The 12,993-nt window shown below is 66.8% G+C and carries 10 protein-coding genes; 6 read left to right on the forward strand and 4 right to left on the reverse strand.

Going from position 1 to position 12,993, the window contains the following annotated elements; translation table 11 throughout:
* The first annotated feature begins 4 nt into the window (after positions 1 to 4).
* From AC1DK4_RS02730 to AC1DK4_RS02755, 6 genes are all read left to right on the forward strand, one after another.
* Positions 5 to 271 carry a hypothetical protein gene (locus tag AC1DK4_RS02730; RefSeq protein ID WP_441611900.1) on the forward strand — a complete coding sequence of 89 codons (267 nt, stop codon included), beginning with the start codon at positions 5 to 7 and terminating at the stop codon, positions 269 to 271.
* Positions 272 to 724: 453 nt separating this feature from the next.
* Complete coding sequence (locus AC1DK4_RS02735; protein ID WP_441611899.1) at positions 725 to 2,125, forward strand: leucyl aminopeptidase family protein; 1,401 nt, start codon at positions 725 to 727, stop codon at positions 2,123 to 2,125.
* Positions 2,126 to 2,189: 64 nt separating this feature from the next.
* Entirely contained in the window at positions 2,190 to 3,788 is a 1,599-nt protein-coding gene (locus tag AC1DK4_RS02740) for an ABC transporter substrate-binding protein (protein WP_441611898.1), read from the forward strand.
* Between the two features lie 28 nt (positions 3,789 to 3,816).
* A complete protein-coding gene (locus AC1DK4_RS02745) occupies positions 3,817 to 4,782 on the forward strand; it encodes an ABC transporter permease (protein WP_441643115.1) in 966 nt (321 codons plus the stop codon).
* A 4-nt stretch (positions 4,783 to 4,786) separates the two neighbouring features.
* Entirely contained in the window at positions 4,787 to 5,734 is a 948-nt protein-coding gene (locus AC1DK4_RS02750) for an ABC transporter permease (RefSeq protein WP_441612262.1), read from the forward strand.
* Positions 5,735 to 5,739: 5 nt separating this feature from the next.
* The gene (locus tag AC1DK4_RS02755) at positions 5,740 to 7,476 is read left to right on the forward strand and encodes a dipeptide ABC transporter ATP-binding protein (protein WP_441612261.1); all 1,737 of its coding nucleotides are present in this window, start codon (positions 5,740 to 5,742) and stop codon (positions 7,474 to 7,476) included.
* A 293-nt stretch (positions 7,477 to 7,769) separates the two neighbouring features.
* On the opposite strand, the gene AC1DK4_RS02760 is transcribed toward AC1DK4_RS02755, so the two are convergent.
* The 4 genes from AC1DK4_RS02760 to AC1DK4_RS02775 all read right to left on the reverse strand — a co-directional run bounded on the left by AC1DK4_RS02760 (position 7,770) and on the right by AC1DK4_RS02775 (position 12,954).
* On the reverse strand, positions 7,770 to 9,068 hold the full coding sequence (locus AC1DK4_RS02760; RefSeq protein WP_441611896.1) for an LLM class flavin-dependent oxidoreductase: 1,299 nt from the start codon (positions 9,066 to 9,068) through the stop codon (positions 7,770 to 7,772).
* Positions 9,069 to 9,116: 48 nt separating this feature from the next.
* The gene (locus tag AC1DK4_RS02765; protein WP_441611895.1) at positions 9,117 to 10,091 is read right to left on the reverse strand and encodes a Bug family tripartite tricarboxylate transporter substrate binding protein; all 975 of its coding nucleotides are present in this window, start codon (positions 10,089 to 10,091) and stop codon (positions 9,117 to 9,119) included.
* 194 nt (positions 10,092 to 10,285) lie between these two features.
* Positions 10,286 to 11,518 (reverse strand): succinyldiaminopimelate transaminase, encoded by a 1,233-nt coding sequence (gene dapC / locus AC1DK4_RS02770; protein ID WP_441611894.1) that lies wholly within the window; start codon positions 11,516 to 11,518, stop codon positions 10,286 to 10,288.
* 125 nt (positions 11,519 to 11,643) lie between these two features.
* The gene (locus AC1DK4_RS02775; RefSeq protein WP_441611893.1) at positions 11,644 to 12,954 is read right to left on the reverse strand and encodes an LLM class flavin-dependent oxidoreductase; all 1,311 of its coding nucleotides are present in this window, start codon (positions 12,952 to 12,954) and stop codon (positions 11,644 to 11,646) included.
* Between the last annotated feature and the right edge of the window lie 39 nt (positions 12,955 to 12,993).

The following is a 12,993-nucleotide window of genomic DNA, read 5'->3' on the forward strand; positions in this document are numbered from 1 at the left end:
ATCGATGGGCAAGATCCGGGCACTGGGTCTACTGGCGTCTGTTTTGGCGCTATTGAGCGGCGGGAGCAATGCGACCGCCCAGCAGGTGGCAGGGGGCATGGGCGAGCAGGTACATATCGGCGCGTTTGACGCGCGCGCGGAGAGCCGGCTTACGCGGCGCAATCCGCCGGAGAAGCCATCGGCAAAGGCCAGGCGCGCACGCGATGCCGGAATGCCCGAAACGCACGCGCGTTACGTGAAGCCGACCTTGCCGGGCAAGCATCTGCCTTAGTTTGCGATTGCCATGACGCCGTCCCCCGCCGACCCAGGGCTCCGGTCGCCGGGGAGAGTTACGGAGCCCCGTGCCACGGCGGCGTTGTCCGCGCCCTCCCCGGCGACGCGGCCCTGTGCCGGAGTCAGGGTGACGCGAGATCTTGGCTACGGATCGGCAGACGGTCGGCGCCTCGATCTCTTCGCTCCAGGACCCATGTCGGCAGCGCCCCTCCCTGCACTGGTTTTTATACATGGGGGCGGCTTTATGTATCGGCATCGACGATCCGTGCCATCCCGCCGAACGTGCAGAAGCGTATATGGATGCACGTTTAGCTTCGTTGGCGGCGCATGGCCGGCGCGGTAGCCTAGCAGATCTCTTTTCGTCGCTCCCGGCCGCTACCAATGCATCGTTGCGCAGGCTCCGGCATCTCGCCAAGCCGTGCCCGACTGCACCAGCGTGCCCCAATCCGATATGCCCGCTTCCCCTTTTGTCGAAGACGCCGCCGGTGCCCTGCCGCTATACGCGTGCACATCGGAACAGATCGAACCACTGCTCGATTCCCTGCCGCCTGCCCAGGCCCGCTGGGCCCGCGCCACACGCTTCGGCGCCGAGCCAGGCACCACGCTGCTGTTGCCTGATGCGAACGGCGACCTGGCCGGCGCCATCGTCGGCATCGATGCCGGGCAGCCGCTATGGCAACTGGCCGCGCTGCCACGGCAGCTTCCTGCCGGCCGCTATGCCCTCGCGAACGAAGAGAACAGCACCGACTTCACGCTGGCAGCGCTGGGCTGGGCCATCGGCGCGCTGCCCGGGTGGGACAAACAGCCGGTACAGCAGGCCGATGGCGCGCAATTGGTGCTGCCACGAGGTGCACAGGACGCGCTGCTGCCGCTGGCCGAAGCCGTGCGCGTGGTTCGCAACCTGGTCAATGCGCCAGCCAACCAGCTCGGCCCGGCCGAACTGGCGGCCGTGGTGCGCGCCCTGGCCCTGGAACACGATGCGGACTACGCGGAATGGGTGGGTGACGAGCTTCCGGACGCCGGCTTTCCGCTGGTGCACGCCGTGGGGCGCGCCGCGGCGCCTGAACAGGCACCGCGCGTGAGCGCGCTGCACTGGGGCGACCCTGCCGCGCCGCGCGTGGTTCTGGTCGGCAAGGGTGTCTGCTTCGATTCGGGCGGCCTGGACATCAAGCCCGCGCAAGGCATGCGCTGGATGAAGAAGGACATGGGCGGTGCAGCCCATGCCATTGCCCTCGCGCGCCTGGTGATGCAGGCCAGGCTGCCGGTGCGGCTGACGCTGGTGGTGCCGGCGGTGGAGAACGCCGTGGGCGCCGGCGCACTGCGCCCCGGCGACATCCTGCGGGCCGGCAATGGCAGCACGGTGGAAATCGAGAACACCGACGCCGAAGGCCGCCTGGTGCTCGCCGATGCCTTGCACCATGCGTTGCGGCATGACAGGAACAAGCCTGCCGCGCTGGCCATCGACCTCGCCACGCTGACCGGCGCCGCCCGGGTGGCACTGGGCCCCGACCTGCCGGCCCTGTTCAGTAACGACGACGGGCTTGCCGCGGAACTGCTGGCCGCAGCCGGCAAGCAGGCGGATCCGCTGTGGCGCCTGCCGCTCTGGCAGCCGTATCGCGGCATGTTGAAGTCCACCTTTGCCGACACCGCCAATGCTGGCGCCGCGCCGCTCGCGGGAGCGCTGACGGCAGCGTTGTTCCTGGAGGCCTTCGTGCCGAACGGCACGCCCTGGGTACACCTAGATCTGTTTGCCTGGAACCAGGAAGAACGGCCAGGCCGTCCGCGCGGCGGCGAAGCGCAGGGATTGCGGGCGCTGTTCTCGCTGCTGGCAACGCGCTTTCCCCCGGCCTGAGCGCCGCGCCGGGGCGAGGCCCGCGCGCCAGCACAACACAACAATAAACAACGGAAGAGAAACGATGATCAAACGAGTCACCCTGGCCACCCTGCTGGCCTCGGGCATTGCCATGACGCTGCTTGCGGCGCCCGCGCTTCACGCCGAGACGGTGCGTTGGGCACGCTCCGTCGACGCCTCCACGCTGGACCCGCACGCACTGAACAACGGCCCCAATCACAACCTGCTGCATCAGGTCTACGAGCCGCTCATCATCCGTACCGCGGACGGCAAGCTGCTGCCCACGCTCGCCACCTCATGGCAGCGCACCGAAGACCCCACGGTTTGGGAATTCCAGTTGCGCAAAGGCGTGAAGTTCCATGACGGCAGCGTGTTCACCGCCGACGACGCCGTGTTCTCGCTCCTGCGCGCCAAGTCCGCAACGTCCGACATGAAGTCGCTGCTGGTGTCCGTTACCGAGGTCACCAAGGTCTCGCCCTTCGTGATCCGCATCAGGACCGCCGGCCCCAACCCGCTGTTGCCGGACAACCTGACCAACATCCAGATCCTCAGCGCCGCATGGGCCAAGGCGCATAACGTGGAACAACCGCAGGTGGCTTCCGCCAAGGACGAGACCTACGCCACGCGCCACGTCAATGGCACGGGCCCCTACACGCTGGTTTCGCGCGAGCAGGATGTGCGCACCGTGCTCAAGCTGTTCCCGCAATACTGGGGCCGCGGCCAGTTCCCGCTGGAGATCGACGAACTGGTCTACCTGCCGATCAAGTCGCCCGCCACGCGCGTGGCCGCATTGCTGTCTGGCGAGGTCGATTTCGTGCAGGACCTGCCCATCCAGGACACCGTGCGCCTGCGTGCGGACCCCAAGCTGCGCGTCAACCAGGCGGCAGAAAACCGCGTGATTTTCCTGGGCATGAACGTCGGCAGCGCGCCCCTGAAGTACTCGGACGTCAAGGACCGCAACCCGCTGGCGGATCGCCGCGTGCGCGAGGCGTTCCAGCTCGCCATCGACCGCAACGCCATCAAGACCGCGGTCATGCGCGGCCTGTCCGTGCCGACCAACATCATTTCCCCGCCGTTCGTCCACGGCTATGACAAGGCCTTCGACGTCGTGGGCAAGCCAGACCTGGCGCGCGCCAAGGCGCTGCTGGCGGAGGCGGGCTACCCGAACGGGTTCTCCATCACGCTCCACTGCACCAACGACCGCTACCTGAACGACGAGGCGATCTGCCAGGCCACGGCCGGCTTCCTGGGCCGCATCGGCGTGAAGACCAATGTGGTGTCGCGCCCGCTGGCCATCCAGAGTGCCGCGATCAACAACCTGGACACCGATTTCTACCTGTATGGCTGGGGCGTTCCCACCTATGACGCGGCCTACATCTTCGACTACCTGGTGCACACGCGCGGCAAGAACGCGCGCGGCGCCACCAATGCCACGCGGTTCAGCGATCCGGACCTGGACAGCAAGATCGTGTCCCTGGCGGCGGAAGGCGACCGGAAAACGCGCGACGCCACCATCAAGAGCATCTGGACCACGGTGCAGAAGGAATTGATCTACCTGCCGCTGCACGACCAGATCCAGACCTATGCCATGGTGCGCAAGCTCGATATCCCGGTGAACCCGTCGAACACGCCCTACTTCAAGCTGTTCAAGCTCGCCAGATGAAGGCCGCTACCTTTACCGGTCCACGCCGATGCTAGTCCACCTTCTGCGCAGGCTCGGGCAATCGTTGCTGGTGCTGCTGGCCGTATCGTTCATCGCGTTCCTGGTGTTTCGCCACATCGGCGATCCCACTGTCAGCCTGCTCGGTGAGGATGCCTCGCTGGAAGACCGGCAGGCGCTGATCGCCGAGCTGGGCTTCGACCGCCCGGTACCGGTCCAGTACGCGCGATACCTCGGCCATGTGCTGCGCGGCGACCTGGGCATCTCCTACCGGGTCAAGCAGCCGGTGGCGGACGTCATCCTGGAACGTGCGCCCGCCACGCTGGAGCTGGCGCTGGTGGCCGCGTTCGTGGCCGTGCTGGGCGGTGTGGCATTGGGCGTGCATACGGCGATCCACCGGGACAGCTGGCTCAGCCGGGCCTGGATGACGGTCTCGCTGGTCGGCGTATCGCTGCCCACGTTCCTCATCGGCATCCTGCTGATCTACCTGTTCGCGGTGGAACTGCGCTGGCTGCCCGCGTTCGGGCGCGGCGACACCGTAGCCGTAGGCGGCTGGAGCACGGGGCTGCTGACCCGCTCGGGATGGGCATCGCTGGTGCTGCCGGTGGCCACGCTCGGCTTGTTCAAGCTGACGCTGATCATGCGGCTGGTGCGTGCGGAGATGATGGAGGCGCTGCGCACGGATTACGTGCGCTTTGCCCGCGCCCGCGGCCTCCCCGAGCGGCGCATCCGCTATGGCCATGCGCTGCGCAATACGCTGATCCCGGTCGTCACCATCACCGGCCTGCAGGTCGGTTCGCTGATCGCCTTCGCCATCGTCACCGAAACGGTGTTCCAGTGGCCGGGCGTGGGGCTGCTGTTCATCTCGTCGATCCAGGCGGTGGATGTGCCCGTGATCGCTGCCTACCTGCTGTCTGTCGCGTTGCTCTACGTGTTCATCAACCTGACGGTCGACCTGATCTACCTGTTGGTCGACCCTCGCTTGCGGCGGGCGTGACATGATGAGAAACCGCTCCACCTCAACGCTGTCCCCCACCCCGCGCCGACGCTGGCGGAACGCCGATTCCCCGGTGCTGCGATCGTTCGCGCGCTCGCGCCTCGTGCAACTGGCCGTGACCCTGCTGGCACTGTTGGTACTGGCCGCGCTGCTGGCACCGTGGCTTGCACGCCAGGATCCGTTCGATCCGGCCGCGCTGGAATTGCTCGATGCCTTCACCCCGCCCTGGCAGCAGGGCGCCTCGGGTGCGTTCTATCCGCTGGGCACCGACGACCAGGGCCGCGACATCTTTTCCGCGCTGCTCTACGGGCTGCGCATGTCGCTGCTGGTCGGCGCGGCGGCGGTGGCGCTGTCGCTGGTCATCGGGATCGTGCTCGGCTTGGTGGCCGGCTATGCCGGCGGCTGGTTCGATGCCTTGGTGATGCGCCTGGCCGACGTGCAGCTGACGTTTCCGGTGCTGCTGGTGGCGCTGCTGATCTTCGGCATCGCACGCGGGATTCTTCCGGCCGGCTACCGCGACGAGATGGCTTTGTACGTGATCATCGTGGCCATCGGCCTCTCGGAATGGGTGCAATACGCGCGCACGCTGCGAGGCGCCGTCATGCTGGAGAAGCACAAGGACTACGTGCTCGCGGCGCGCGTCTGCGGGCGCTCGCGCGGCAGCATCCTGTTGCGCCACATCCTGCCCAACCTGCTGGCCCCCGTACTGGTGATCGGCACCATCAGCTTTGCACTGGCCGTGGTAGCGGAATCCACGCTGTCCTACCTCGGCGTGGGCCTGCCGCCGACGCAGCCGTCTCTCGGCACGCTGATCCGCGTAGGCCAGGGCTTCCTGTTCTCCGGAGAGTGGTGGATCCTGTTTTTCCCCGCGCTGGTGCTGCTGGCGCTGGCGCTCTCGGTCAATCTGGTGGGGGATTGGCTTCGCGACGCACTCAACCCGAAACTGCAATGACCCGCATGGTGACCCCCCTGTCCTCCACCCAACCCGGGCCGCCCCTGCTGCGCGTTCGCGATCTCTCGGTGGAATTCGACACCCATCGCGGCACCGTACGCGTGCTTGACGGCGTGTCCTTCGACATCGCGCCCGGAGAAATCCTCGGCGTGGTCGGCGAGTCCGGCGCCGGCAAGTCGATGACCGGCAATGCCGTTGCCGGCCTGATCGAAGCACCCGGCCGGCTGGCGGCAGGCCAGGTCGAACTGCATGGCGAGCGCATCGACACGCTGCGCGGCGAGGATATGCGCCGGCTGCGCGGCAAGCACATAGCGATGGTGTTCCAGGATCCGCTGACCAGCCTGAATCCGGTCTACACGATCGGCCGCCACCTCACCGAGACCATCCGCACCCATCTGCCGCTGAATGCGGCGCAGGCGCGCCAGCGCGCGCTGGCGCTGCTGGCCGACGTGGAAATACCGGACCCCGCCGCCCGCTTCAACCAGTATCCGCACCGGCTGTCCGGCGGCATGCGGCAGCGGGTGGCGATTGCCCTGGCGCTGAGTGGCGAGCCCGAACTGCTGATCGCCGACGAGCCCACCACGGCGCTGGACGTGGTGGTGCAAGACCAGGTGATCGGCATGCTCCGGCGCGTATGCCGCGAGCGCAATACGGCGGCCATGCTGATCACCCACGACATGGGTGTGATTGCGGAGGCTGCGGACCGGGTAATGGTGATGTACCGGGGCCGCGTGCTCGAAACCGGTCCGGTGCGGGAGATCCTTGCCCGCCCGCAGGCGCCCTATACGCAGGCGCTGATGGCGGCGATTCCCTCGGTGCACCAGCGGCTGAAGCGGCTCCCGGTGCAGGCAGCGGGCGTGGCCGACGTGCCGGCACCGGTCCCCTCCGACATGCCGCCAATCGCCAGTCCGGCGGCCGCGCCGCTGCTATCGGTCCAGGGGCTGTCGCGATCCTACGACCTTTCCCCCGGGTGGCTGCTGCGCACCCTGGCACGCGAGCCGCGCCGCGTTCTGCATGCGGTGCGCGAGATCGGCTTCGAGATCCCGCGTGGCTCGACCTTCGGCCTGGTGGGCGAATCCGGCTCGGGCAAATCGACGGTCGCGCGAATGATTGCCGGCCTCGTGCAACCCGATGCCGGCACCATCGTGCTGGACGGCATCGAACGTGGCACGGATCGCGAAAAGGAGATCGCGCTGACGGGTCGTTTCCAGATGATTTTCCAGGACCCGTATGCCAGCCTGAACCCGCGCTGGCGCATCGACCGGATCATTGCCGAGCCGCTGGAGGTAAAGAGCCTTACCCAGGATGCCGACGAGCGCGACGAGCGCGTGGCACAGGCCCTGCGGCTGGTACGGATGTCGCCCGACGATGGACGTCGCTATCCGCACCAGTTCTCCGGCGGGCAGCGGCAACGGATTGCCATCGCCCGGGCGCTGGTCAGCCGGCCGGGCTTTCTGATTTGCGATGAGCCGACCTCCTCGCTCGATGTATCGGTGCAAGCCCAGGTGTTGAACCTGATGCGCGATCTGCAGGATGAGTTCGGGCTGACCTATCTGCTGATCAGCCACAACCTGGCCGTGATTCGCCAGATGTGCGATCAGGTCGGCGTGATGCGGCAAGGGCGGCTGGTCGAGTGTGGCGCGGCCGACGAAGTGCTCTCCGCACCCGCCCACCCCTATACGCGACAGCTGATGGCGGCTGTGCCCGACATCGGCCGGGCCGGGCAGGTCGTCAATGCCTGAGCGCGCATGCTAGCACAGGCGCCGGGCGCCCCCCTCGAGCCCGTGCCCGCCATGCGTGCGGCGCAGGCGCGGCTGCCCTCGCCGGCCCGCCGCATAAGCTTCGGCGAAAAGAATCGTTCCATTCCCGCACCAAACGCCTACCGTTTCAAGTTCGCCCGACTCCTCGCACCGCCGTGCGCCGAAGCCATGCACGCCAATGCAGACACGATATCCGACTGGTTGCTGTCCGGGCCAAAGAAGCGTGGCATGCAACGCCGACCCTCCCTGAAGGGCGAGGTTTGCAGCGCATCCGGTCAATAGGGCAGCGGCAAGCCGAGGTTCTCCCGCAGGGTTCCACCTTGATATTCGGTACGGGCCCGCCCTTGCGCCTGCAGCAGCGGAATTACCTCATTGGCAAAGTCGTCCAGGCCGCCAGGAAAATACGCGGGCATGATGTTGAACCCATCGGCGGCGCCTTCGTCCACCCAAGTGGTGATATGTTCCGCGATCTGCGCCGCGGTGCCCACGACGACCTGGTGGCCTCGGGCACTGGCAACCACGTGATAGAGCTGCCGTAGCGTCAGGTTACGGTCGCGCGCAAGCTTCTTCAGCAGCTGACTGCGGCTCTGGATGGATTCGGTGGATGGCAGCTCGGGCAAAGGTCCATCGAGCGGGTAGCCTGAAATATCGTGGCCCAGTTGCTCCGATAGCAAGGCGGTCGCGTTGGATTGATCGGTGCCATTCTGCAATACCGCAAGCTTCTCATAAGCATCTTGCTCGGTACGTCCGACAATGGGCATCAACCCGGGCATCACCAGGCAGTGCGCCGGATCGCGCCCCTGTTTCGCCACCTGCTCCTTTATCTCCCGATAGAACTGCCGGGCCGCCGCCAGGTCCTGTTGCGCCGTGAAGACAACCTCTGCATGGCGAGCGGCGAGTGCCTGGCCTGGCCCGGAAGATCCCGCCTGGATCAGCACCGGATGTCCCTGCGGGCTCGGCGTCACGTTTAGCGGACCTGCTACCTCGAAGAACCTGCCGCGGTGATTCAGCGCGTGCATCTTGCCCGTGTCGACATAGACGCCGGCCTGCTTGTCGCGCACATAAGGATCAGGCTCCCACGAGCGCCACAATCCCTTTACCACCTCGACGAACTCGTCGGCGATCGCATACCGCTCGGCATGGTCGGGATGCCGTTCCCTGCTGAAGTTCACCGAGCCATCGGCGAAGGTCGTCACGATATTCCATGCGGCCCGCCCCTTGGATATCTTGTCCACTGTGGCAAACATGCGCGCGAGGTTGAATGGCTCGCTATAGGTCGTGGATGCCGTTGCCGCCAGCCCGATGTGACGCGTCACCATCGCCAATGCGGCAAGCAGTGTCAGCGGCTCCGGCCGCGTGATCATCGACGGGTGCGACTCGGGCGTGGTCAGCAAGCGGTCGCCAAAGAACACCATGTCGAACCGGGCTCGCTCTGCTGCCTGGGCGGTCCGGATAATCAGATCGATGTTCTCCGTACCTGACTCGGCGTCGGGATGACGCCAGCCGGCGGCGTGATGACCGGCGGCCAGGAGAAACAGGCCTAGTTTGATCGGCTTTGGCGAAGTGATGGGCATGTCAGAGACTTCAAATTGGTGTGGCACTGGCGCCAAAGGCGCCTGGAGCTAGAGCTGGGTACCGCTGCTTTGTATGATGCGATGCGACAGGTCATGGACCGAGCGTATCGCTGCCTTGGTCTGCTCCGGTGTGAGCGAGCGGGCCTCCACCTCGACACGGGCGAGCGCCTGGATAGTCGCGGGCTCCCGCAGGATTTCGGTGAGCAATCCCCGCAACGCCGCGAGTACGCTCGCAGGCGTGTCCTTCGGTGCGGAGACGAAGAACGACCCTCCCAACGCATTCTCCCAGCCGGTGATTCCGGCCTGCGCAATCGACGGCACCCCTGGCAGTTCGGGCGAGGTCTCGCTACCGAAGAAGGCAAGCGCACGCAGCTTTCCTGCCTTGATGGATGCCGTACTGAGGGGATCGAACACTACGTCCACATGGCCGGCGATCACATCCGCCACGGCGGGCGCGCTGCCTTTGTACGGCACATGGCGCATGTCGATGCCTGCGAGCGATTTGAGCAACTCGCCGGCGATATGCCCAGGGGTACCATTGCCCGAGGTGGCGTAGGTCAGCTTGCCAGGATTGGCCTTGGCATAAGCGATGAGTTCCTTCAGGCTCCGGGCAGGCACGCCTGGATTGACTGCCACCGTCGCGCGTGAGTTGCCGATGTATGCCACCGGAACGAAATCCGCAAACGGGTCGAAGGTCGTCTTGACCAGTTGCGGCGCAATCGCGAGATTGCCGATCGACGTGTTGAGCAACGTGTAGCCGTCGGCTGGCGCATGGGCAACATAGCCCGCACCCAGGGTGCCGCCGGCGCCCGGCTTGTACTCGACCAGCACGCTCTGCCCGGTCTTCTCCGCGAGCCGTTTGCTGATGATGCGCGCCACATTATCGTTGGTACCGCCGGGTGCATAGGGCACGATATAGCTGATCGGCTTTGACGGATACGCCGGGCCAGCCTGTGCATGGGAGGATGTGGCGGCGACCGCCAGGATGATGGTTGTCGCGAGGCGAACGGCAATGTTGGACATGGCAAAGGCCTGCAGATAAGCGAGGGCCAAGTCTCACACGAGCGCACAGCCCGGCAAAAGGAAGCATTCCGCAGTAGATAAGTTGGAGTCGTTCCTTGACGCGGGAGCGGCGCAGAGGTACGCAGGCGCTTGGCCTGGTCCGATCAAGCCACGCTGCCGAAGCGCGGCTGGCGCAGGGTTGATGCCGGAGCAGACTAGGCCGCCACGGTCGCCGGCTGCAGCGCGCGGACAAAGCGGATCAGCCGTTCCACGCCCTGCGCGCATTCCTCCGGGCTGGCCACCAACGCAATGCGGATGTGGCCCGCGCCAGGGTTATGGCCGCGCACCGTGCGCGCCAGGTAGGTGCCTGGGACCACGGCAAGGTTCTGTTCGGCCAGCAATTCGCGCGTGAACGCCACGTCATCCAGCCCGCTGGCACGGATGTCCAGCCAGACAAAGAAGCCCGCCTGCGGCGTGTGCAGGCTCGCCACCTGCTGCAGGCGCGGGATGGCGAAGGCAAATTTCTCGCGGTACAGGCGCCGGTTCTCCACCACATGCGCCTCGTCCTGCCAAGCCGCGATGCTGGCGCCCTGCACGGCCGGACTCAGTACCCCGCCGGAATAGCTGCGGTACTGGCGCAGCCGCGCCAGCACCTCCGCGTCGCCGGCGACAAACCCGGAGCGCAGGCCGGGCGCGTTGGAACGCTTGGAAAGGCTGGCCACGGCCAGGATGCGCTGGCGGTCGCGGCCCAGCGCGCGTGCGGCGGCCAGCACGCCCAGCGGCGGCGCATCCTCGTCGAAGTAGAGCTCCGAGTAGCACTCGTCCGCCACGATATGGAAGCCGTGGCGCTCGGCCAGTTCCAGGACATGCGCCCAATCGGACAGCGAGTACACGCGCCCCGACGGGTTGTCGGGCGAGCACAGGTAGGCCAGCCGCACGCGCGGCCAGATGTCGGGCGGCACCGCGTCGAAGGCTGCGGCCAGCCCGCGCGCGGGGTCGATGTCCAGGTAATACGGCTCCGCCCCGGCCAGCAGCGCGGCACCTTCATAGACCTGGTAGCCGGGGTTGCTGACCAGCACCACTGGCGTACCCTGTAGTGGAAGATTGGCCCGCAGCACCACCTGCGCCACGCTGAACAACGCATCCTTGGAGCCATTGACCGGCACGATCTCGCGTGCCGCGTCCAGGTCGGTCACGCCGTGTCGGCGTGCGATCCACGCGGCAATGGCTTCGCGCAGCGCATCGCTGCCGGCCACTTTTGGATACTGGCCAATGCCCGCGGCGTGCTCGCCAAGCGCCTCCACGATAAAGCGCGGCGTGGGATGTTGCGGCTCGCCCCAGCTGAAACTGATGGGCTCCAGCTTGGTGCGCAACGGCGTCTGCGCCGCCAGCGCCACAAGTTTCTCGGTGGGATAGGGCTGCAGGCGCTCGTGCAGGGGGTGGCTCATGGTTGTTCTCCGGTGAGGACTCTCGGTGCGTTAGCGGCTAACGGCTGACGGCTAGCGGCTTGGCGGCCTGGCGGCTTCCGGCGCCTTCCGCCCCCCCGCTGCCAGGACACGGCGCGCCGGCGTACTCACGGGCGATCCAGCCCGTAGTGCGCCCGCAGCGTATGGGTCTCGTAGTCACGGCGGAACAGGCCCTTGCGCTGCAGCAGCGGCACCACGTGCTCGACGAAATCGTCGAGGTGTGCGGGCAGCACCGGCGGCATCACGTTGAAGCCGTCGGCGGCGCCACTGACAAACCAATCCTCGATAGTGTCGGCGATGCGCTCGGGAGAGCCTGCCAGGGCGAAGTGCCCGCGCGCGCCGGCAAGCTTGTGCAGCAGTTCGCGCAGCGTCGGGCGCTCGCGGGAGACCAGGCCGGTGATCACCACGGCCCGGCTCTGTGCCGCCTGCACCGTGGCGGGATCGGGAAAATCATCGGGCGACAGCGGCGTGTCGAGATCCAGGTGCGAGAAGTCGAACCCGCCGAAACGGTTGGACAACCTGGCACGGCCGACCTCGGGATCGGTCAGCGCATTGAGCTCGCGCCAGTTGCGCTGCGCCTCTTCATCGCTCGAACCGATCACCGGACTGATGCCGGGCAGGACCACGATCTGGTCGGCGCGCCTGCCGCTCTTCTCGGCCCCGGCTTTCAGCTCGTCGTAGAAGGCCACGGCGGTTTCCTTGTCCAGATGCGCGGTGAAGACCGCCTCCGCATAGCGTGCCGCAAACGCCTTCCCCGCGGGGGACGAGCCTGCCTGGACGAGCACGGGGCGACCTTGCGGCCCCCGGGGGATATTGAGCGGGCCGGCCACCTTGTAGAACGCGCCGGCATGCCCGATCGGCCTGATACGGCCGGGGTCGGCAAAGCGCCCCGTTTGCGCATCATCGACAATGGCATCGTCGGCCCAGCTGTCCCATAGCTTGGTGGCCGCCTCCAGGAAGTCGTGGGCACGCGCGTAACGCTCCGCATGCGGCGGCTGCTGGTCCAGCCCGAAGTTCTGGTTGGCGCCCTGGACCCACGACGTTACGATATTCCAGCCCACGCGGCCGTTCGTGATGTGGTCGAGCGAAGCGAACTGGCGAGCCAGGTTGAAAGGCTCTGAGTAAGTGGTGGAGGCAGTGGCGATAAAGCCGATCCGGCTGGTGGCCCGTGCCAGCGCCGCTACCGCGGTGATCGGCTCCAGCCCGGCGCCGGCGACGTGCCGGATGCCCTCCCCCAGTGCCAGCGCATCGGCAAGGAACACGGAGTCGAAGCAGCCTGCCTCCGCCGTGCGGGCGAGCGCCTCGTAGTAGCCGATATCGGTCAGCGGCAGGCGCGTGGCGCGCGCATGGCGCCAGCCCGCCTCGTGGTGGCCGCGGCCGTGGACGAACAGATTCAGGTGGAGTTGCTTCTTCGCCATGGGGTCAAGGGGTCGATGGATCGGGGAGGTGGAACGAGG

It is taken from the genome of Cupriavidus sp. 05N38, assembly GCF_056397345.1.